Below are 20,336 nucleotides of genomic sequence, written 5' to 3' on the forward strand. Positions count from 1 at the left end.
TTAGACTACCACGTTCACCAGGCGGCCCGGCACGATGATGACTTTCTTCGGGGTCGCACCATTGGCGATTTTCTGGAAGTCTTCATTGGCCAAAGCAGCGGCTTCAATCGTGGCCTTGTCAGCGCCGGCAGCGACGATGATGGAGCCGCGCAGCTTGCCGTTGACCTGCAGCATCAGCTCGATCTCGTCCTGCACCAGCGCCTGGGCATCGACCTCGGGCCAGGCGGCATCCAGGAGGCCGCCAAAGGCTTGCTGGTAGCCCAGCGCATCCCACAGCACCTGCGTGAGGTGGGGCGTGGCCGGGTAGAGCGCGCGCAGCAAAATGCCAAAGCCTTCGACCAACGCGGCGCGGCCGCCTTCGCTGTCCACGGCCTTGAAATCTTCCAGCGCGTTGATCATCTTCATCGCGCCTGACACCACCGTGTTGTACTGCATGCGGCTGTAGTCATAGGCCACTTGCTTGAGCACGGTGTGGATCTCCAGGCGCAGCGCCTTGGCTTCCTTGCCGAAGGCGGCGCCGGCAGCGCTGGCCGCCTGGGCTCGCGCAGCATCGAACTCTGGCGCATGCAGCTTGCTGCCGAAGTTGTAGACACGGCGCAGGAAGCGGTAGCTGCCTTCGACGGCCGACTCGTTCCACTCCAGGGTCAGCTCGGGCGGTGCGGTGAACATGGTGTAGAGGCGCGCGGTATCGGCGCCGTACTTCTCGATCAGGTCCTGCGGGTCGACACCGTTGTTCTTGGACTTGGACATGGTGCCCACGCCCTCGTAGTCGATCGCGGTGCCAACGGGCAGCAGGCCATCGGCGCTGTCCACAGCCACCTTGAGCTGGGCGCCCACGACCTTGCCGGTCTCGTCAAATACCTGCTCCACATCCTTGGGCCAGAAGTATTCCTTGCCACCCTTGGCGGTGCGGCGGCTGTAGATGTGGTTGAGCACCATGCCTTGCGTGAGCAGCTTGGTGAAGGGCTCGTCGACCTTGACCAGGCCCAGGTCGCGCATGACCTTGGTCCAGAAGCGTGCGTACAGCAAGTGCAGGATCGCGTGCTCGATACCACCGATGTACTGGTCCATCGGCATCCAGTAGTCGGCGCCGTCGGCCACCATCTTCTCGCTGTTCTTGGCATCGCAATAGCGCATGAAGTACCAGGACGAATCCACAAAGGTGTCCATGGTGTCGGTCTCGCGGCGGGCCGGCTTGCCGCAGCAAGGGCAGACCACGCCGGCGTGGAAGGCTTCGCTCTTGATCAGCGGGTTGCCCGAGCCATCGGGCACCAGGTCTTGCGGCAGCACGACCGGCAGGTCCTTCTCGGGTACGGGCTGGGCACCGCAGTCTTCGCAGTGGATGATCGGGATAGGGGTGCCCCAGTAGCGCTGGCGGCTCACGCCCCAGTCGCGCAGGCGCCAGGTGGTTTTCAGCTCGCCCAGGCCCTTGGCTTCGAGCGCCTTGGCGACGGCTTGCACACCTTCCTTGTAGTGCAGGCCATCAAAGTCGCCCGAGGCGATCAGTACGCCGCGTTCCTTGTCGCCATACCAGTCCTGCCATTGCTGGCTGTCGTAGGGGCCTTCGCCCTCGACGGCCACCACCTGGCGGATCGGCAGGCTGTACTTGTTGGCAAACGCAAAGTCGCGCTCATCATGGGCGGGCACGCCCATCACGGCGCCGTCGCCATAGCTCATCAGCACATAGTTGCCGATCCAGACCTCGACCTGCGCGCCGGTGATCGGGTGGGTGACGAACAGGCCCGTGGGCTTGCCTTCCTTTTCCTTGACGGCGAGTTCGGCCTCGGTGGTGCCGCCCTTCTTGCATTCTTCGATGAAGGCCGCCAGCTCTGGGTTGGACGCGGCGGCATGCGTGGCCAGTGGGTGCTCAGGGGCCACGGCGCAGAAGGTCACGCCCATGATGGTGTCGGCACGCGTCGTGAAGACATACATCTTGCCGTCGCCGATCAAGCTGCCATCGGCGTTCTTCACGCCATGCGTGAACGCAAAGCGCACGCCGGCGCTCTTGCCGATCCAGTTTTCCTGCATCAGGCGCACCTTGTCGGGCCAGCCGGTCAAGGTCGCCTTGTCGTTGCCCATCTGCACATGGTCCAGCAGCTCTTGCGCGTACTGGGTAATGGCCAGGTAGTAGCCCGGGATCTCGCGCTTTTCCACCAGCGCGCCGGTGCGCCAGCCACGGCCGTCGATCACCTGCTCATTGGCCAGCACGGTCTGGTCCACCGGGTCCCAGTTCACGGTCTGGGTCTTGCGGTAGGCGATGCCCTTGTCCAGCATCTTGAGGAACAGCCACTGGTTCCACTTGTAGTAGTCGGGGTCGCAGGTCGCCACTTCGCGGCTCCAGTCGATCGCCAGACCCATCGCCTGCATCTGCTTTTTCATGTAGGCGATGTTGTCGTAGGTCCACTGCGCAGGCGGCACGCTGTTCTTGATCGCGGCGTTCTCGGCCGGCAGACCAAAGGCATCCCAGCCCATGGGCATCAGCACGTTGTAGCCCTGCATGCGCAGCTGGCGCGTGAGCATGTCGTTGATGGTGTAGTTGCGCACATGGCCCATGTGCAGCTTGCCGCTGGGGTAGGGCAGCATGGAGCAGGCGTAGAACTTTTTCTTGCCCGCGTCCTCGGACACGCGGTAGGCATCTTGGGCTTGCCACTGGCTTTGCGCGGCGGCTTCTACGTCGGAGTGGTTGTATTTTTCTTGCATGGAACTGGTCAGGAAAAAGCGGCCGCCCACGGGCTTTCCGGGGCGAGGTCAATTGGGCAAAGATTGTAGGCCCATCGCCATAGCCCGTGGATGGCGAGTGCCGCACGCTGGGGTGCGGTTATACATGCCATGTAAAAATAAATGGTTATCTCTGTATTGATAGCCAATATGCTGGTGTCTCGCCCTAGGCGGTGCGCCCAGGGCCGCGCCAGCCGCATCTCCCCATTTCCATCCGATTTATCCCCCTTTGAAAGGACTCTGCCTCGTGACCTGGGAAACCCTGGACCAATACGAACCCTGGATGCAAACGGCCGCCGGTCTGGCGGCCTTGGTATTGCTGGCCTATGCACTGCGCCTGGTGGTGCGCATGGCGCTGCTGCAGATCGTGCCGCGCTTTCGCTCCAGCCTGGGTGCGGCCTGGCTGCGTACCTTGCTGGACAACCGCATTCTGGTGCGCGTGGCGCAGATCGTGCCCTCGCTGGTGGTCCAGACGGGCATTGCTGCGGTGCCGCACCTGCCGGTCATCGCCAGCACGGTGATCCGCAATGTGGCGATTGCGGTGACGGCGCTGCAGGTGGCGCGCCTGCTGTGCGCCATCATGGACGGCATCCAGGAGGCCAACGAGAACCAGCTGGAATCTGCCCAAAGCACGCGCTCGGTCAAAAGCTATGTGCAGCTGGGAAAGATGCTGGTGATGGTGGTCGCGGGCATCGTGATGGTGGCGACCTTGATCGACCGCTCGCCGCTGATTTTGCTCAGCGGCCTGGGCGCCATGTCGGCAGTGCTGATGCTGGTGTTCAAGGACACGATCCTGTCGTTCACCGCTGGAGTGCAGCTGTCGAGCAATGACATCCTGCGCGTGGGCGACTGGCTGGAGATGAACCAGGTCGGCGCCGATGGTGCCGTGGTGGACATGGCGCTCAACACCGTCAAGGTGCGCAACTGGGACAACACCATCACCACCATCCCCACCTGGCGCCTGATGAGCGACAGCTTCAAGAACTGGCGCGGCATGTCGGAATCGGGCGGCCGCCGCATCAAGCGGCCCCTGTGCATCGACACCACCTCGGTGCGCTTTCTGACCCGCGCTGAAATCGCCGAGCTGAGCCATATCGCCCTGCTGCGCCCCTACCTGGAAGGCAAGGTCGCCGAGATCACTGCCTACAACCAGGATTTCTCGGCCAAGGCACCGGACATGGCCGACGAGATCGTCAACCTGCGCCAGCTCACCAACATCGGCACCTACCGTGCCTACTGCAATGCCTATTTGCAGGCCCACCCCAAGCTGCGCAAGGACATGACCTTGATGGCCCGCGCGATGGAGCCGACCAACCAGGGCTCGCCGCTCGAGATCTATGCCTTTACCGACACCACCGCCTGGCTAGAGTACGAGGCGATCCAGGGCGATATCTTTGACCACCTGATCGCCATCCTGCCGGAGTTTGGCCTGCGCGTGTTCCAGGTGCCATCGGGCAATGACATGCAGGTGGCGCTGCGCCAGCACGAAGTGCAGGCCCTGCAGCGCTGAGCCTGTCTGTTGCCTAGCGCCGCGCCCCCTGGGCCGGTGCTGGCGCGGGTGACGGTGAGGGCACATTCGCCACCGCCTCGGGCAGCGGCTCGGGCGCCACGGCCACCGGCTCGTCGGCCTCTGGCACTGGCGCTTCGCTGGCCGCGCCGGTCGCTTCCGGGCTGGTGATGCCCAGCGGGCTTTCCCAGATCGAGCGGCCGGGCAGCGGCAGCACCGGCTGGCCATCGCCATCGGCCAGGCCCACCAGCAGCGCGCGGCCATCGGGCAGCACGCGGAAGTCGCCATAGCGGGTCTGCTCAAAATGGCGGCCCTGGCCTTCGGGGAAGAAGTAGGCATCGGTCACCAGCACCCACTGGCCCTTGAGGCGCTTGAGCGGCAGCGCCAGCTCGCCTTTTTGCAAGGGTTCGGTCGCGGTCAGCAAGCCCAAGATGGTGGCCACGCCCTGGTCGTCAACGCTGGCGCGCACCAGCTGGCTGGCGCTGACGATGTCCTTGAGCTTTTCACGCATCTCAAAGGGCAGCGAAAAGTTCAGCGCCATATAGTCGCCCTGCATCAAGGAGCGCGGGTCCACCGGGATCAGCGGTACCAGGATGCGCTGGCCATGGGCAATGACCTGCTCTTTGCCGCGCACATCCCAGTTGACCAGGCCCAGCGCCAGTACTGCGCCCACGACCAGTCCGATCCATTGCAGCCGGCGCTGCGGCGCTGCGGGCTGCGTGTCTGCGCCAGCGCCGGCATCGGCCGCGCGGCGCAGCGCCCACAGGCAGGCCAGCAGCAGCGCGCCAGCCAGCGCCAGGCCCAGGCCCTTGGCCGCCAGCGACCAACCCAGGTGGTAGTAGAACTGGCCCAGGGCGACCAGCGCCAGCAGCGCGCAGAGCACCGCAATGCGCCAGCGCGCCGCCAGCAAGGCGCCCGCAGCGACCAGGCCAACAACGGCCAGCCCGGTGCTGAACCAGGCGGCCAGTGCCAGCATGGCGCCCGCCAGCAGCAGGCTGTGCTCGCCCTGGCGGTTGGTGGTGCCGCGCGCGCGCCATTGGCGGGCCAGCATCCAGGTCGACAGCGCCACCACGACGACGGCCAGCGCGCGCCCGGCAGGAAAGGCCCAGGGCATGAAGTCGCCGCTCTGCTCCCAGAAGATGGCGCGGGCCACATAACCCGAGGCGAAATTGCTGATCAGCACGCCGACGATGGCCGCATCGGCAAAGGCGGCCCAGCGCGGCTGGGACCAGCGCTGCGCCGGCGTGGCCAGGCGCGCGGGTTCGCCACGCAACCACAGGCACCACAGCAGCGCAGGCAGCAACGCATCGAGCTGCAGCGGCAGCAAGGCCGGCAGCCAGGACTGCAGCCAGGACTGCAGCGCCATCAGGCTCACCACCACGGCCATGCCCCAGCCCAGGCCCATCAGCGACTGGATCCAGCGCATCTGCGCCAGCGCGGCGCCCAGCATCAGCACCAGCGCCGAGACGGTACCAATCAGCAGCACACCCAGGCGCGAGTCAGCCACATCGCCCAGGTTGACCAGCACCAGCAGCCCGCCCGCGCACCAGAGCACCAGCGCCACGCAGTTGATGAAGGCATGGCGGGACTGGCGCATCAAACCACCGGCTGCGGCCAGAAACACCAGGCCCAGCACCACGCCGCCGGCACCAAAGACAAAACGCTCGCCCAGCGCCAGCGCCAGAAATACCGCCAGCGGCACCAGGCTGGCCAGCGCACCGAGCATGGCCAGCGCCAGCACCAGGACCGGGGGCTCATCCAGATCCTGCACAGGTGCATCGCCTTGCACCAGGCCTTGCTGGCGGGCCGGGGACCACCAGGCCGGTTGCGTGCGCAGAAATGACAGAGGTCGGATAGCAGCCATCACAGCACCTCCTGGTGGTCGCGCTGCTGGGCATGCAGGTAGTGCTGCGCGGCCATCAAGGCCTTGACCGAGGCGCCCAGGCAGACCATCACCACCACGGCAAAGGCGAGCAGGGCCTCGGTTTCATGCCACTCGAATATCCAGCGGGCAATGAGCGACAGCACCAGCACATTGGCGGCCAAGGTGGCCAGGCAGGTGCAGATAAAGTCGCGAAAACGGCTGAACAGCGCCACCAGCAAGCTGGCAGCCACCAAGGCGCCGCTGAGCGCAAAGGCCGCCAGGGTCTGGCGCGTGGCCTCGTCAAACAGCTGTACGGTGGCAATGGCCGACCAGGCTGCCAGCGCGCCGCCCAGCGCCAGGCGCTGCGACCACCAGCCCATGCCACCGCGCACCCGCAGGGCCGGCACGCAGTACACCAGCAGCGGCACCAGCGCCAGCGCCAGCCAGAGCGCCAGGCGCAGCAGCAGCTGGGGCAGGGTATCGCGGTCAGCGACCAGAACCTGCCAGAGGTCGAGCTTGCCGGTCCAGAACACGATGGCGGCTGCGACGATCAGCACCCAGACGCACCAGAGCAGATCGCTGGCAGCCAGTGCCACCCAGATGAGCGAGAGCGCCGCCCAGGCGGCAAACAGCTGCCAGGCATCGGCGCCGGTCTGGTAGGTCTGGCCCACATAGGCCAGCAGGCCGCCCAGCACCAGGGTGGCGCACAGCAGCGCCGCCAGCCGCAGGCGCGGCCACAGGCAGGCGGCCAGCACGGACAGCGCCAGCGTGCCCTCGATTAGGCCCAGCTTGAACCAGTGCGACTGCGCCTGCCAGTTGGCCGCGACCCAAAAGATCAGCCCGCTGGCCACCAGCAGCGCGCCCACCAGCAGCAGGCCGGCGCGGATCTTGCGGGCCAGATCGGCCGGGGCACCGGCTGAGACAGCCAGTGCATACAGCGGCGCGATGCGCGGGTCGCCCGGCGCCGACTGGGCGCTGACCTGGTACAGGGTGGAGTCCATGCGTTTGTTCCTCGTTGGTGGGCCGGCTTGCACGGCGGTGCAGCGGTGGCCCTGGTGCAGCCGCCCCAGGCAGCCGGCACACAGCCTGCAATATAACCAAACGCTTCTGGGCTAAGGTGTGCGCCAGGTCAGGTAGCTTCAAACGATACTGCCGGAGCCCGCCAGGCGAGACCGGGCCGGGACGCTCAGCGCGCGGCGGCCTGGGGTTGGGCGACAAAGCCCATGCGGCTGAGGCCGGCGCTCTGCGCCGCGTCCATCAGCTCGACGGCGCGGGCATAGGGCAGGCTCTGGTCGATGGACAGCTGCACCTCGGTCTGCGGATTGCGCTCGGCCTGCTGCTTGAACAGGGCTTTGAGGGCGTCCATGTCGGTGGGCTGGCCATCGGCAAACAGCGCGCCCTGGGCATTGAGCTGCACCGCAATCGCCGCTGGCGGATTGGCCCGGGTGGCACTGGCGGCCTGGGGCAGGTCCAGGCGGATGGAGGCGGCCAGCAAGGGCGCTGCCATGATGAAGATGACCAGCAGCACCAGCATCACATCCACCAGCGGCGTCACATTGATGGCGCTGATCGGCGCGCTGGCCGGGGTTTTGTTGAAGCGACCGAATGCCATGGTGCGAAGGGGCTGGGTTGGCGGCGGCTCAGCGGCTGCCCACCAGGGCGATGCTATCGACGGCATTGTGGGCCTGCATGCCGGCGTAGGCCTGCGGCGCCTGGGCGGCTTGCTGCAAGGCCCAGGTCTGCATGTCGTGGGCAAAGCCTTCGAGCAGCTCCTCGACCTGCGCGAGCTTGCGGCCCAGCAGGTTGTAGGCCAGCACGGCCGGCAAGGCAACGGCCAGGCCGGCGGCGGTCATCACCAGCGCCTCGCCCACGGGGCCGGCCAACTGCTCCAGGCTGACATGGTCGGCACCGGCCAGCGCCGCCAGCGCCTGGTGGATGCCCCAGACGGTGCCCAGCAGGCCGACAAAGGGGGCCGTGGCCCCAATGGAAGCGAGCACCGTCTGCCCCCACTGCAGCCGGTGGCTGGCGCCATGCAGCGCCTCGCGCAGCACGCGGGTGGTTTGCACCTGGGCGCCGCTGGCCACGGCCAGGCTGTGGTTGGCTGCGGGCTCGGCCGCCACAATGTGCGCAATCGCATCAGCCACCGGGGTCAGCAAGGCGGCGCGGTCAATGCTTGGCAGCGCCAGGCGTGCCTGCTCCCAGCTGCTCGCCTGCCAGAAGGCATCGGTGGCACGCAAGGTGGCGCCATGGGCGCGGCCCAGCCACCAGGCCTTGTAGAGAATCAGCACCCAGCTGGTGACGGACATGAGCAACAAGACCAGGGCCGTGGCCCGGGCGACGCCGTCTGCTTGCGAGAGCCATTGCCCCATCGTCATGGTTGGCCGTCCTTGTAAAAGCGGGGTGGGGGTACCGGGCTGGGTTTATTTCAGACCGAGCACGTCGTACATGTCGAACAGGCCGGCTTTTTGGCGTGCCAGGTAGCGCGCTGCCCGCAGGCTGCCATTGGCGTAGCCAGCGCGGCTGCTGGACTTGTGCGAGATCTCGATGCGCTCGCCATCGCCGGCAAACAGCACGGTGTGGTCGCCGACGATATCGCCGCCGCGCATGCTGGCAAAGCCGATGCTGTTGGCCACGCGTGCACCGGTGTGGCCAAAACGCTCGTAGACGGCGCGGTCGGCCAGCTGGGTGCCCTGGGCTTCGGCAATCACCTCGCCCATTTTCAAGGCCGTGCCCGAGGGGGCATCGACCTTGTGCTTGTGGTGCGCTTCGACGATTTCGATGTCGTAGCCGCCTTCCTGCAAGGCCTTGGCTGCCATCTCCAGCAGCTTGAAGGTCACGTTCACGCCCACGCTCATATTGGGCGAGAGCATCACCGCCGTCTTGTCGGCAAACTGGCGGATCTGCGCCTTTTGCTCCTCGCTAAAGCCCGTGGTGCCGATGACCACGCCCACGCCACGTTCAGCCGCCAGCGCCAGGTGGGCCAGGGTGCCTTCGGGGCGGGTGAAGTCGATCAGCACATCCGCGCCTTGCAGGCCCTGGGCCAGGTCGGCGGTGATCTGCACGCCGGTGTTGCGGCCCAGAAAAGCGCCGGCATCGCTGCCCAGGCTGGGGTTGCCGGCGGCATCGAGCGCGCCGCTCAGTTGCAGATCCGTGCTGGCCAGCACGGCTTCGATCAGCATGCGGCCCATGCGGCCGCTGGCGCCTGCAATGGCGACGGCAATACGGGGGCTGTTGTCGGGGGAGAGGGGGGCGGTCATGGGTGGTTTCCTGGGGCTCAAACGGGCGGCATCTCAGCAAACATCGGACACGGCCCAAAGACGGCGCTGGCCACCCGCTGCCAGTGCAGGGCGGGGGCATGCCAGCGCCATGGCATCAGCGCTGGGGGGATTCCAGCGGCGGGTAGCTGGCGGGCGGCGTGGCGGTGCTCGTGTCGCTGCTGCTGGTGTCGGCGCTCGGGGCGGGGGCCGGTTGATCGGCCTTGTACTTGGCCAGCTCCTCGGGCGTTGCTTCCAGGCGCGGCACCTTGGGGTTCTTGATCGAGGTCGTGACCGAGGCGACGAACTCCTGCTCGCTGGGCATCTCATCGCCTTCAAAGCGCTCCAGGCCGGTGTCGTTGAAGTACACGGTAAAGCGGCGCTCCTGCTCGGGCACACCCTTGCGCTTGATGGTGAACACGTAGTCCCAGCGGTTGGCGTGGAACACGCTGGCCAGCAGCGGGGTGCCCAGCAGATCCTTGACCTGCTGGCGGCTCATGCCTTTTTGCAGCGCGTTGACCTGCTCCTGGGTGATCACATTACCCTGCACCACCTCCACCTTGTAGGGGGTGATGGCGCTGGCGAACTTACGGCTGGCTTCATTGAAGGAGCCGCAAGCGGCCACACTGGCGCCCAGGGCCAACAGCGCCGCCATGCGGACACCGGAACGAACAAATTCAGGCATGGTTTTAGACATAGCGATATGATCGGCCATTGTAGCGGCTGGTCTCCAGGCCTTCTCCAGAAGTCCGTATACCAATCGGGCCCACTTGAAAGACCTTGTTATGAAAAATATTGAAGAACTCAAAAGCACTGGCCTCAAGGCAACGCTGCCTCGGCTGAAGATTCTGGATATCTTCCAGAATGGTGCTCAGCGCCACATGACGGCGGAAGATGTGTTCCGCGTGCTGCTGGAAGAGCGCTCCGACATCGGTCTGGCCACGGTCTACCGCGTGCTGACCCAGTTCGAGCAGGCCGGCATCCTGATCCGCAGCAACTTCGAGAGCGGCAAGGCGGTTTACGAGCTCAACGAAGGCCAGCACCACGACCATTTCGTCTGTACCAGCTGCGGCAAGGTCGAGGAGTTCTATGACCCCGAGATCGAAAAGCGCCAGCAGTCCATTGCCAAGAGCAAGGGCTGGATCGTGCATGACCACTCGATGGCCCTGTACGGCCAATGCGCGGAGTGCGCCGTCAAAGCCAAATAAGCACAGCGCCCCACTGTTGCCCGCCAACCCCTGAAAAGCGAAGCGCCTCAAACGCTTCGCTTTTTTACGTTTTGCATACATAGCTTTACAGCAGCGCGACGGCACAGGCGCAGCATGGAGCCTTCTGCACCAGGCTCCAGACTCCCCATGCGCCCTAACCGACTGCTTCGACTGCCCCGACTGCTCACCCTCAGCGCCGCTGCCTTGGCGGGCACCTTGTGGCTTGGCGCCTGCGCCTCCCATGCGCCGCCAGATGCGGCCAGCGCGCAGGCCGCACTGCCCGATATGGCCGTGGTGCCGCTCAGCGCCACCCAGCGCCTGCAATGGCTGGACCGCGTCAGCTGGGGCGCCAGCGACAGCGCCGACCAGCAGCTCCAGCGCCTGGGCCTGCAGCGCTGGCTGGATGCGCAGCTCGCGCCGCGCCAGCCGCCCCGCCTGCCCGCGCAGGCAGAGCAGCAGATTGCGGCCTTGGAAATCAGCCAGCGCAGTATGCTGGAGCTGCAGCGCGACATTGCTGCGCAGCGCCAGGCCGCCCGCGCGGCCACCGAGCAAGGCCAGGGAGAGGGCGAAGGCGCGCGCCTGCGCCAGGAGGTGCAGCGCCACCTGAACCAGCTCGCCGCCCAGGCCCAGCAGCGCCAGGTGCTGCGTTCGCTCTACTCACCGGCCCAGCTGCAGGAGCAGATGACCTGGTTCTGGATGAACCACTTCAATGTCAGCACGCGCAAGGCCGAAACCCGGCTGTGGATTGGTGATTACGAGGAGCGGGCGATCCGCCCCAACGCCCTGGGTAACTTCCGCACGCTGCTCGAAGCGAGCATGCGCCACCCGGCGATGCTGCTCTACCTGGACAACGCCAGCAACGCCCAGGGCCACATCAACGAAAACTACGCCCGCGAGCTTTTGGAGCTGCACACCATGGGCGTGGGCAGCGGCTACACCCAGGCCGATGTGCAGGCCATGGCCCATGTGCTGACGGGCGTGGGTTTCAGCACCCGCGATGCCGATGCGCCGCCGCCCCGGATGGCCCCTGCGCTGCAGGCCGATTACCTGCGCGATGGCTTTTTCGAGTTCAACCCCAAGCGGCACGACTATGCGCCCCAGGTCTTGCTGGGCCAGCCGCTGCGGGCCAAGGGCATGGCGGCGGTGGACGAGGCGCTGGACCGCATCGTGGCCTCGCCCGCGACGGCGCAGTTCATGGCGCGCAAGCTGGCGGTGTTCTTCATCAGCGACAACCCGCCACCCGCCTTGGTGCAGCGCACGGCAGCGGCCTTTGCCCGCAGCCATGGTGATATTGCCGCCACCTTGCGTGCGCTGCTGACCGCGCCCGAGGCACTGGCCCAGCAAGGCCAGCGCTTCAAGGACCCCATGCACTATGTGCTGGGCGCCGTGCGCCTGGGCTATGACGGGCGCGTGGCCAGCGATGTGCGCCCGGTGATCGGCTGGATCAACCGTCTGGGCCAGCCCATCTATGGCCATGAAACGCCCGATGGCTACCCCGCCTCGCAATCGGACTGGGCCAGCTCGGGCCAGATGGCCGCGCGCTTTGATGTGGCGCGCCAGATCGCGACGCGCAGTGCCGTGCTGTTCCGCGCCGAACCACAGGCCGCGCTGGAGCAGCCGCCGTACCCGGACTTGGCGCAGCGCGCCACGGCCCAGGCCCGCGTGGCCCAGTGGAGCGCGGCATCGCGCGACGCACTGGCCAAGGCGCGCAATGTGCCCGACTGGAACACCTACTTTCTCTCCGCCCCCGAAATGATGGTTCGCTGACGAGGTCCACCATGCAAAGACGCCACTTTCTCTCCGCCGCCGCCAGCCTGCCGCTGGCCTTCAGCCTGGCGCGGGCCCGCGCAGCCGCGCCCCGCAGCGATACACCGCGCTTTTTGCTGGTGTTCCTGCGCGGCGCCTATGACAGCAACAGCCTGCTGGTGCCCACGCACAGCGATTTCTACTATGCCGCGCGCCCCACGATCGCCATCGCCCGCCCGGGCGAGGCCAATGGCGCGCTGCCGCTGGATGCGCGCTGGGGTCTGCACCCGGCGATGGAGGGCAGCGTGCTGCCGCTGTGGCACAGCAAGCAGGCCTGCTTTGTGCCCTTTGCCGGCACCGACGACCTCTCGCGCAGCCATTTTGAAACCCAGGATTCGATCGAGCTGGGCCAGCCGCTCGATGCCCACCAGAGTTTACGCAGCGGCTTCATGAACCGCCTGGCGCAAACCTTGCAGGGCCGCAGCGACCTGGCGCCGATGGCGTTTACCGCGCAGCTGCCGCTGTGCATGCGCGGGCCGGCCCGCATTGCCAACACTGCGCTGGCCAATGTCGGCAAGGGCGGCGTGGATGCCAACCGCAGCCGCGCCATTGCCGCCATGTATGCCGGCACCGCGCTGGCGCCGGCCGTCAACGAAGGCTTTGAGGTGCGCGCGGCCGTGCTGCGCGGCATGCAGGAGGAGATGGACAAGGCCGGGCGCGATGCCATCAGCGCCAAGGGCTTCAGCCTGGTGGCCCAGCGCATGGCCACCTTGATGCGCGACCAGTTCGACCTCGGCTTTGTCGATGTGGGCGGCTGGGACACCCATGTGAACCAGGGCAATGCCAGCGGCAACCTGGCCAACCGGCTCGACGACCTGGGCCGGGGCCTGGCCGCCTTTGCGCAGGAAATGGGGCCTGAGGCCTGGCGCCACACCGTGGTCGCGGTGGTCAGCGAGTTTGGCCGCACCTTCCGCGAAAACGGCAACAAGGGCACCGACCACGGCCATGGCACCGCGTACTGGATGCTGGGCGGCGGCCTGTCGGCGCAGGCCGGCGGGCGCATTGTCGGCGAGCAGATCGAGGTGAGCGAGGCGAATCTGTTCCAGAACCGCGACTACCCCGTGCTCAACGAGTACCGCAGCGTGCTGGGCGGTCTGTTTGCGCGCATGTACGGCCTGTCGCCGGCGCAGTTGCAGCAGGTGTTTCCGCAGGCCTCGGTCAAGGACCTGCGGCTGGTCTGATCCCGCTGGATCGTTTTAAAACTCACGCCCGCTGGCCATGGCCTTGCGGTGCCGGTCGACAAACTCCTGGTAGGTGTCAATGCCGCGCAGCTGCAAGATGGTGTTGCGCACGGCCGCTTCGACCAGCACCGCGATATTGCGGCCGGCCACCACCTGGATCACCACCTTCATCACCGGAATGCCCAGCACGTCCTGGGTCAGCGGTGCAGCGGGCAGGCGGTCGTAGTCGCGCTCCATGGTTTCCTTGCGCACCAGGTGCACGATCAGCTTGAGCCGCATCTTGCGGCGCACGGCCGTCTCACCAAAGATGGCGCGGATATCGAGCAGGCCGATGCCGCGCACTTCGAGCAGGTTCTGCAGCAGGTCGGGGCATTTGCCCTCGATCGTGGTCTGGTTGATGCGGTAGAGGTCCACGGCATCATCGGCCACCAGGCCGTTGCCCCGGGTGATCAGCTCCAGGCCCAGCTCGCTCTTGCCCAGGCCGGATTCACCGGTGATCAGCACGCCCATGCCCAGGATGTCCATGAACACGCCATGCATGGTAGTGCGGTCGGCGAAATGCTTGGACAGGAAGGCGCGCAGCACATCGATGACAAAGGCGGCCGACTCCTTGGTGGAGAACATCGGGATGTGCGCGCGCTCGCACATGGACAGCAGCTCATCGGGCGCGCCCTGGCCATCGGCCAGCACCAGCACCGGTGGCTCCAGGGTCACGATGCGGGCAATGCGGCGGCGGCAGTCTTCGGTAGTGGAGTTGGTGAGGTAGGCGATCTCGCGCTCGCCCAGCACCTGCGCCCGGTAGGGGTGGATGTAGTTGAGGTAGCCCACCAGGTCGGCGCTGGAGCGGGCGCTGCGCACCGCCACTTCGTCAAAGCGGCGCTCGGAGGCCCCCAGGCCCGCCAGCCATTCCCAGCGCAGCGAGGCACGGAACTCCTCGAACAACACATCTGCGCTTACGACATTGGGTTTCACGGTGCAGTCCTTTCAAAGCCAGAGCGCGCAGCAACGCCACCCGCCAGTGTCAAAGACTAGCAGGAAAAACGGGGTTCAAGGCAGATACGGGTGCTCGCTTGGGGCCTGCTGGCGCAGGCGCGCGGCGTTCAGGCGTGGGCGGTCGAGGTGTTGTTGGCCGACGATTGCCAGGTGTCGATCATCTGGTGCAGCTGCTCGGCATTGGTGCTGGCCTTCATCTGCTCGCGCAGGCTGGCATTGGACAGCAGCTCGGCAATCTCGCCGAGGATCTCCAGGTGCTGCTGGGTAGCGGCTTCGGGCACCAGCAAAAAGATCAGCAGGTTGACCGGTTGTTCATCGGGCGCGTCAAAGCCAATGGCGCGCTCGAGCTGGAAGACCGCCGCCATCGGGGACTTGAGGCCCTTGATGCGCCCATGCGGAATGGCCACGCCATGCCCCAGACCGGTCGAGCCCAGTCGCTCACGTGCAAACAGGCTGTCGGTGACCAAGGCGCGCGAGAGGCCGTGCAGACTCTCGAACAGCAGGCCCGCTTCTTCAAATGCACGTTTTTTACTGGAAACATCCACACTCACTAGCACTTGAGCTGGAGGCAAGATAGAGGCAAGACAGTTCATAGTGGAGTGCGGCTATATGGCTAGCTACTGAGAGCATGATCAAACGAACGCAGCAACACCTGGATGCAGGTGTTGCTGCACGTATTATCGGTCAGTACTCAAACAGAATCTTTTTCCTCGGCAAAAAGCAGAGGGTTTACGCCATTGCTTGCCGCAACGCATCGCTGTAGTGAGATTGAACACGTTGCTTGTGACGGGCGACCATACGGTCCAGCCTGTCGACCAAAGCATCTACCGCGGCGTACAAATCGTGGTGAGAGCATTGAACACAGAGTTCGTCGCCCTTGACCCGCAGATTGCACACCACACGCTGCCGTTTCTCCTTTTCCTTCTGCTTTTCCACCGAAAGTAAAACTTTGGCATCCACCACCTGGTCAAAGTGTCGCGTAATGCGCATCAACTTGGATGTTACATATTCGCGCAGCGCCGGGGTCACCGCCAAATGGTGACCGCTGATCGTCAGGTTCATGAACAAGTCTCCTTCTGCAAACCAAGAAAAGTGACCGGATCCGTTGGAAGCCAGGCCACCCCGAGGGGGAAACACATGCATGCGTGTAAACCATGATGCGCCTGGACCTACAAAATTGCAAGTCTATGACAACCCGGTCCACTGGGTTTCTGGCTTGCATGGGCCGCCAGAAGCTGCTGCATTGGTTACAAATTGCCTGCGCCGTGCTGCAAAAAATGGAGGGCCCATGCGCCGTGCTGGGCGCTTTGGGGGCGATTGCAAGCGCTGGCAGGGCATGCCGATGCTGGGCGCTGTCACGTAAGGGCCTACGTGTTCGGGGCCCGCAGCGCCCAATACTGCACCGCAATCCAAGGCATCCCGGCAGCCCGGGCGAGGTCATGGGGGTGGACGACTACAATCGAGCGCTTGCCTTGCCGAGGTTGCGCGGCTGTCCGTGCTGACTGTCTTTACGCAGGGTGCCTGTCCATAGTTCTGCATCACCATGACCCAGCCCGTACCTTCTGCACTGCATACCTCCAAGCTCCATTCCCTGCCCCTGCTGGCCCGCGGCAAGGTGCGCGACAACTACGCCGTCGGCAACGACCGCATTCTGATGGTGGCTTCGGACCGTCTGTCGGCCTTCGATGTGATCATGGGCGAGCCCATCCCGGGCAAGGGCGCGTTGCTGACGCAGATGGCTCTGTACTGGTTCGACAAGCTCGGCGACATCTGCCCCAACCACCTGACCGGCGAGGCGCCCGAGTCGGCCGTGCAGCCCGATGAAGTGGCCCAGGTGCATCTGCGCTCCATGCTGGTCAAGCGCCTCAAGCCCGTGCCGATCGAGGCCGTGGTGCGTGGCTACCTGGCGGGCAGCGGCTGGAAGGAATACCAGGAATCGCAAGCGGTCTGCGGCGTGCCCCTGCCCGCAGGCCTGATCAATTCCGCCAAGCTGGCCGAGCCCATCTACACGCCAGCGGCCAAGGCCGAGGCGGGCGAGCACGACGAGAACATCACCTTCGAGCGCACCGTCGAGATGGTGGGCCCCGAGCTGGCCGCGCAGATCCGCGACATCAGCATCGCCATCTACAAGAAGGCCGCCGCGATTGCGCTGACCAAGGGCATGATCATTGCCGACACCAAGTTCGAGTTTGGCCTGGACGAAGACGGCAAGCTGGTGCTGATGGACGAGGTGCTGACGCCCGACAGCTCGCGCTACTGGCCGGTGGAAGGCTATGCCGACGCGCTGGCGACCGGCGCCAACCCCCCCAGCTATGACAAGCAGTTTGTGCGCGACTGGCTGGAGCAGGCCAAGGTCAACGGCAAGCCCTGGGACAAGACGGCCCCGGCACCGCGCCTGCCACAAGAAGTGATCGACAAGACGGCTGCCAAGTACCGCGAAGCGCTGGAACGCCTGACGGCCTGACGGCAGGGGGCCTGATGGGCCCCGCAGACTGGTGTGTGCTGCGGCCCGCTCAGGCCGTGGCGCTCAGCCTGGCATCGGCTTTTTTCAGCCACAGGCGCAGGCTGTCCACCAGGTCTTTGCGGCTGAACGAGCAACTCTCCTCGTCAAACAGCGCGCTCGATTCGAGCCGGTCGAGCAGCTGCAGCAAGACCTCCTGGAACTGCGCAGGCAGCGCGCCGAGCAAATCGGTATAGCTGCGTGCCTGCTGGCTCAGGGCCGCCGCATCCATGTGGCTGGCCTCGAAATGGTCCAGCCCGTCTTGTAAGGCGCCCAACTGGCGCAGCGCAGCCGATTGCATCGTGGTCTCCTGGTGGCTCAACATGGCTGCAGTGTAGAGGCCTTTGTGCCGGCCGAGCCTGGGATTTGCCAGGGGCCATTGGCCGTGCAGCCTGGCTGCCCTAGCGCAAATGCCCGACAATAGCCCCCATGAATGCCCTGAACATTTCGGAAACCATGCAGGCCCTGGGGCTGCAGGCCAAACAAGCCTCTGCCCAGATGGCCAAAGCACCTTCTGCTATCAAAAACAAGGCCTTGCTGGCGCTGGCACGTTTGCTGCGCGACCAGACCGAGGCCTTGCAGGCCGACAACGCCAAGGACCTGGCGCGCGCGCAGGCCAATGGCCTGTCGGCGCCGATGGTGGACCGTCTGCGTCTGACGCCCAAGGTGCTGGAGACCTGCGCCCAGGGCTGCGAGCAGCTGGCAGCTATGGCCGATGTGGTGGGTGAGGTGGTGGGCATGAAGCAGACGCCCAGCGGCATCCGCGTGGGCCAGATGCGCGTGCCCCTGGGTGTCTTCGGCATGATCTATGAAAGCCGCCCCAATGTGACCATCGAGGCGGCCAGCCTGTCGATCAAGAGCGGCAATGCCTGCATCTTGCGCGGCGGCTCCGAAGCCATCGATTCCAACAAGGCGCTGGCGCGCCTGGTAGAGCAGGCGCTGCTGGAGGCCGGTTTGCCCGCCACCGGTGTGCAGCTGGTGCAGACCACGGACCGTGAGGCCGTGGGCCAGCTGATTGCGATGCCCGAATTTGTCGATGTGATCATTCCGCGCGGCGGCAAGGGCCTGATCGAGCGCATCAGCCGCGAAGCCAAGGTGCCGGTGATCAAGCACCTGGATGGCAACTGCCATACCTATATCGATGCGCCCAGCGATCTGGACATGGCCGTCAAGGTGACCGAAAACGCCAAGACGCAGAAATACAGCCCCTGCAATGCGACCGAAAGCCTGCTGGTGGCGCGCGCCGTGGCGGCAGATTTTCTGCCCCGCATTGGCGCGGTGTTTGCCGCCAAGGGGGTGGAGATGCGGGCCGATGCCGAAGCGCTGGCGCTGCTGCAGGCCGTGCCCGGTGCCCGCCTGCAGGCGGCGACCGAGCAGGATTGGTCTGAAGAGTATCTGGCCGCCGTCATCAGCATCAAGGTGGTGGCCGGGGTGGACGAGGCGATTGCCCATATCAACCATTACTCCAGCCACCATACCGATGCGATCATCACGCGCGACCACATGCATGCGCAGCGCTTTTTGCGCGAGGTGGACTCGGCCAGCGTCATGGTCAACGCCAGCACGCGCTTTGCCGATGGCTTTGAATACGGGCTGGGCGCCGAAATCGGCATCAGCACCGACAAGTTCCATGCCCGTGGGCCCGTGGGTATCGAGGGCCTGACCTCGCTGAAATACATTGTGCTGGGCGAAGGCGAAGTGCGCGGCTGATACCGGTTGCGGCCGCTGATCTTTGCTGACCGGCCGCCTCTTGCCCACGTTATGATGCGGCCATGCCAGGCCGCTCCCTAGCGGCTGGCGCCTCATGCTATGAAAATTCTGATCCTCGGCGCAGGCCGCGTGGGCGAGAGTGTCGCCGAAAGCTTGCTGAGTGAAAAAAACGACATCACCGTGATCGACACGGATGGTGTGCGCCTGCGCGATCTCGAAGGCCGCTTCGATCTGCGCGGCGTCGTGGGCAATGGCATCAGCCCCGAGGTGCTGGCCGAGGCCGGTGCGGCGGACACGGACATGCTGATCGCCTGCACCTCCCAGGACGAGACCAATCTGACCGCCTGCAAGATCGCGCAGGTGCTGTTCAACATCCCCACCCGCATCGTGCGGGTGCGCTCGGTAGCCCTCAAAAGCCATGCCGAGCTGCTGTCCGACACCGGCTTTGGCGTGACGCATGCGTTCTGCCCCGAAGAAGCGCTGATGGGCTACATCGGCAAGCTGGTGACCTACCCCGAAGCACTGCAGGTGCGCGAATTTGCCCAGGGCCATGTGGCGCTGGCGTCGGTGCGCGCGCGTGGCGGCGCGCCGGTGGTGGGCCTGAGCGTGGCCGATGTGCGCCAGAACCTGCCCCATGGCACGGTGCGTGTGGTGGGCGTCTACCGCCGCTTTCACCACGAGGCCGACCGCCTGGTGCCCACCGAGGGCAGCACCCGCATCGAGCCGGGTGACGAGGTGTTTGTGCTGTCGGACAAGGAGCAGCTGGGCGATGTGCTGGCCGCCTTCAACCGCCAGGTGGGTGAGCAGGCCGAGGTGGTGCGCCGCGTGATGGTGGCCGGCGGCGGGCGTGTGGGCATGCGCCTGGCGCGCGCGCTGACCAAGGAATCGCGGCGCTTTCAGGTCAAGATCATCGAGAAAAGCGAGGACCGCTGTGTCTATCTCGCCTCGCGCCTGCCGTCCGACGTGCTGGTGCTCAAGGGCGATGCGACCGACGAGACCTTGATGGAGAACGAGAACGTCGAGGATGTGGACCTGTTCGTGGCCATCACCGATGACGACGAGGACAACATCATGTCCTGCCTGTTGGCCAAGAAGCTGGGTGCCACCCGGGTGCTGGCGCTGATCAACCGCCGCACCTATGCCGACCTGATGCATGGCACGCAGATTGACATTGCGCTGTCGCCCGCCCAGGCCACCTTGGGCGAGCTGCTGGCCTATGTGCGCCAGGGCGATGTGCAGGCCGTGCACAGCCTGCGCCGGGGCGTGGCCGAAGCGATCGAGATTGTGGCGCGCGGCGATGCGAAAACCTCGCGCGCCGTGGGCCGGCGCGTGGGCAGCCTGCGCCTGCCGCGCGATGTGCACATCGGCATGATTGTGCGCGGTCTGCCCGCGCCTGATGCGCGCAACACCAACGGCAGCGAGACCGCCGAGCGCGATGAAGAAGAGCGCAATGACGAGCAGGTGGAGGTGATTGTGCCCACCAGCGGCACCATCATCCAGAGCAATGACCATGTCATTCTCTTCTTGCCGAACAAGCGCCTGGTGCATGAGGTCGAGGCCCTGTTCCGTGTCGGGGTGACCTTTTTCTAGGCCCG

Annotated in this window: 18 protein-coding genes; 7 read left to right on the top strand and 11 right to left on the bottom strand. The window is 65.5% G+C overall.

Translation table 11 applies throughout. The annotated features are described in order from the left end of the window. A complete protein-coding gene (gene leuS, locus WH367_RS11235; protein ID WP_339536104.1) occupies nt 1–2,700 on the bottom strand; it encodes a leucine--tRNA ligase in 2,700 nt (899 codons plus the stop codon). A gap of 301 nt (nt 2,701–3,001) precedes the next feature. On the opposite strand from leuS, the gene WH367_RS11240 reads away from it, so the two are divergent. Continuing rightward, nucleotides 3,002–4,228 carry a mechanosensitive ion channel domain-containing protein gene (locus tag WH367_RS11240; protein ID WP_052329826.1) on the top strand — a complete coding sequence of 409 codons (1,227 nt, stop codon included), beginning with the start codon at nt 3,002–3,004 and terminating at the stop codon, nt 4,226–4,228. A gap of 13 nt (nt 4,229–4,241) precedes the next feature. Here WH367_RS11240 and WH367_RS11245 read toward each other — a convergent pair whose 3' ends face one another. The 6 genes from WH367_RS11245 to WH367_RS11270 form a co-directional block, all read right to left on the bottom strand. After that, on the bottom strand, nt 4,242–6,089 hold the full coding sequence (locus WH367_RS11245; RefSeq protein WP_339536106.1) for a GDYXXLXY domain-containing protein: 1,848 nt from the start codon (nt 6,087–6,089) through the stop codon (nt 4,242–4,244). Continuing rightward, nucleotides 6,089–7,090, bottom strand: coding sequence for a DUF2157 domain-containing protein (locus WH367_RS11250; RefSeq protein WP_339536107.1), 1,002 nt, complete (start codon nt 7,088–7,090; stop codon nt 6,089–6,091). The genes WH367_RS11245 and WH367_RS11250 overlap by 1 nt, the downstream gene beginning before the upstream one ends. A 185-nt stretch (nt 7,091–7,275) precedes the next feature. Further along, nucleotides 7,276–7,701: an ExbD/TolR family protein gene (locus tag WH367_RS11255; RefSeq protein ID WP_339536108.1), complete on the bottom strand. Its 426-nt coding sequence runs from the start codon at nt 7,699–7,701 to the stop codon at nt 7,276–7,278. 28 nt (nt 7,702–7,729) lie between these two features. Beyond that, complete coding sequence (locus tag WH367_RS11260; RefSeq protein WP_409515755.1) at nt 7,730–8,458, bottom strand: MotA/TolQ/ExbB proton channel family protein; 729 nt, start codon at nt 8,456–8,458, stop codon at nt 7,730–7,732. A 51-nt stretch (nt 8,459–8,509) separates the two neighbouring features. Further along, nucleotides 8,510–9,346: a 4-hydroxy-tetrahydrodipicolinate reductase gene (gene dapB, locus WH367_RS11265; RefSeq protein WP_339536109.1), complete on the bottom strand. Its 837-nt coding sequence runs from the start codon at nt 9,344–9,346 to the stop codon at nt 8,510–8,512. 115 nt (nt 9,347–9,461) lie between these two features. Beyond that, the gene (locus WH367_RS11270) at nt 9,462–10,028 is read right to left on the bottom strand and encodes an outer membrane protein assembly factor BamE (protein WP_027010572.1); all 567 of its coding nucleotides are present in this window, start codon (nt 10,026–10,028) and stop codon (nt 9,462–9,464) included. Between the two features lie 100 nt (nt 10,029–10,128). Between WH367_RS11270 and fur the strand changes: the two genes are divergently transcribed. The 3 genes from fur (at nt 10,129) to WH367_RS11285 (ending at nt 13,538) form a co-directional block, all read left to right on the top strand. Then, entirely contained in the window at nt 10,129–10,551 is a 423-nt protein-coding gene (gene fur / locus WH367_RS11275) for a ferric iron uptake transcriptional regulator (RefSeq protein WP_021025553.1), read from the top strand. A 147-nt stretch (nt 10,552–10,698) separates the two neighbouring features. Beyond that, nucleotides 10,699–12,318, top strand: a complete 1,620-nt coding sequence (locus WH367_RS11280) for a DUF1800 domain-containing protein (RefSeq protein WP_339536110.1) — start codon at nt 10,699–10,701, stop codon at nt 12,316–12,318. 11 nt (nt 12,319–12,329) lie between these two features. Beyond that, nucleotides 12,330–13,538 (top strand): DUF1501 domain-containing protein, encoded by a 1,209-nt coding sequence (locus WH367_RS11285; RefSeq protein ID WP_339521081.1) that lies wholly within the window; start codon nt 12,330–12,332, stop codon nt 13,536–13,538. A gap of 15 nt (nt 13,539–13,553) precedes the next feature. Here the strand turns inward: WH367_RS11285 and hprK are convergent, their stop codons facing one another. From hprK to hpf, 3 genes are all read right to left on the bottom strand, one after another. Beyond that, entirely contained in the window at nt 13,554–14,510 is a 957-nt protein-coding gene (gene hprK, locus WH367_RS11290) for an HPr(Ser) kinase/phosphatase (protein ID WP_021026712.1), read from the bottom strand. 128 nt (nt 14,511–14,638) lie between these two features. Further along, entirely contained in the window at nt 14,639–15,124 is a 486-nt protein-coding gene (locus WH367_RS11295) for a PTS sugar transporter subunit IIA (RefSeq protein WP_021026711.1), read from the bottom strand. A 136-nt stretch (nt 15,125–15,260) separates the two neighbouring features. Continuing rightward, nucleotides 15,261–15,593: a ribosome hibernation-promoting factor, HPF/YfiA family gene (gene hpf, locus WH367_RS11300; RefSeq protein WP_116927826.1), complete on the bottom strand. Its 333-nt coding sequence runs from the start codon at nt 15,591–15,593 to the stop codon at nt 15,261–15,263. Between the two features lie 481 nt (nt 15,594–16,074). Between hpf and WH367_RS11305 the strand changes: the two genes are divergently transcribed. Beyond that, nucleotides 16,075–16,995 (top strand): phosphoribosylaminoimidazolesuccinocarboxamide synthase, encoded by a 921-nt coding sequence (locus WH367_RS11305; protein WP_021026709.1) that lies wholly within the window; start codon nt 16,075–16,077, stop codon nt 16,993–16,995. A gap of 49 nt (nt 16,996–17,044) precedes the next feature. Here WH367_RS11305 and WH367_RS11310 read toward each other — a convergent pair whose 3' ends face one another. Then, nucleotides 17,045–17,356 (bottom strand): hypothetical protein, encoded by a 312-nt coding sequence (locus tag WH367_RS11310; RefSeq protein WP_445228102.1) that lies wholly within the window; start codon nt 17,354–17,356, stop codon nt 17,045–17,047. Nucleotides 17,357–17,451: 95 nt separating this feature from the next. On the opposite strand from WH367_RS11310, the gene WH367_RS11315 reads away from it, so the two are divergent. Continuing rightward, nucleotides 17,452–18,741, top strand: a complete 1,290-nt coding sequence (locus WH367_RS11315) for a glutamate-5-semialdehyde dehydrogenase (protein WP_339536135.1) — start codon at nt 17,452–17,454, stop codon at nt 18,739–18,741. A gap of 99 nt (nt 18,742–18,840) precedes the next feature. Further along, nucleotides 18,841–20,331: a Trk system potassium transporter TrkA gene (trkA, locus tag WH367_RS11320; RefSeq protein ID WP_312990115.1), complete on the top strand. Its 1,491-nt coding sequence runs from the start codon at nt 18,841–18,843 to the stop codon at nt 20,329–20,331. Nucleotides 20,332–20,336: the final 5 nt, after the last annotated feature.

This window comes from Comamonas sp. MYb21 (assembly GCF_037479395.1).
In the GTDB taxonomy this organism is placed as follows: domain Bacteria; phylum Pseudomonadota; class Gammaproteobacteria; order Burkholderiales; family Burkholderiaceae_C; genus Comamonas.

What these genes read in the sequence shown, in the direction of transcription:
- WH367_RS11310 (WP_445228102.1), bottom strand. Translation starts at nt 17,356, where the DNA reads ATGTTGAGCCACCAGGAGACCACGATGCAATCGGCTGCGCTGCGCCAG.
- WH367_RS11255 (WP_339536108.1), bottom strand. Translation starts at nt 7,701, where the DNA reads ATGGCATTCGGTCGCTTCAACAAAACCCCGGCCAGCGCGCCGATCAGC.
- WH367_RS11280 (WP_339536110.1), top strand. Translation starts at nt 10,699, where the DNA reads ATGCGCCCTAACCGACTGCTTCGACTGCCCCGACTGCTCACCCTCAGC.
- WH367_RS11285 (WP_339521081.1), top strand. Translation starts at nt 12,330, where the DNA reads ATGCAAAGACGCCACTTTCTCTCCGCCGCCGCCAGCCTGCCGCTGGCC.
- WH367_RS11250 (WP_339536107.1), bottom strand. Translation starts at nt 7,090, where the DNA reads ATGGACTCCACCCTGTACCAGGTCAGCGCCCAGTCGGCGCCGGGCGAC.
- dapB (WP_339536109.1), bottom strand. Translation starts at nt 9,346, where the DNA reads ATGACCGCCCCCCTCTCCCCCGACAACAGCCCCCGTATTGCCGTCGCC.
- WH367_RS11305 (WP_021026709.1), top strand. Translation starts at nt 16,075, where the DNA reads ATGACCCAGCCCGTACCTTCTGCACTGCATACCTCCAAGCTCCATTCC.
- hpf (WP_116927826.1), bottom strand. Translation starts at nt 15,593, where the DNA reads ATGAACCTGACGATCAGCGGTCACCATTTGGCGGTGACCCCGGCGCTG.
- leuS (WP_339536104.1), bottom strand. Translation starts at nt 2,700, where the DNA reads ATGCAAGAAAAATACAACCACTCCGACGTAGAAGCCGCCGCGCAAAGC.
- WH367_RS11245 (WP_339536106.1), bottom strand. Translation starts at nt 6,089, where the DNA reads ATGGCTGCTATCCGACCTCTGTCATTTCTGCGCACGCAACCGGCCTGG.
- trkA (WP_312990115.1), top strand. Translation starts at nt 18,841, where the DNA reads ATGAAAATTCTGATCCTCGGCGCAGGCCGCGTGGGCGAGAGTGTCGCC.
- fur (WP_021025553.1), top strand. Translation starts at nt 10,129, where the DNA reads ATGAAAAATATTGAAGAACTCAAAAGCACTGGCCTCAAGGCAACGCTG.
- WH367_RS11240 (WP_052329826.1), top strand. Translation starts at nt 3,002, where the DNA reads ATGCAAACGGCCGCCGGTCTGGCGGCCTTGGTATTGCTGGCCTATGCA.
- WH367_RS11260 (WP_409515755.1), bottom strand. Translation starts at nt 8,458, where the DNA reads ATGGGGCAATGGCTCTCGCAAGCAGACGGCGTCGCCCGGGCCACGGCC.
- WH367_RS11295 (WP_021026711.1), bottom strand. Translation starts at nt 15,124, where the DNA reads ATGAACTGTCTTGCCTCTATCTTGCCTCCAGCTCAAGTGCTAGTGAGT.
- WH367_RS11270 (WP_027010572.1), bottom strand. Translation starts at nt 10,028, where the DNA reads ATGCCTGAATTTGTTCGTTCCGGTGTCCGCATGGCGGCGCTGTTGGCC.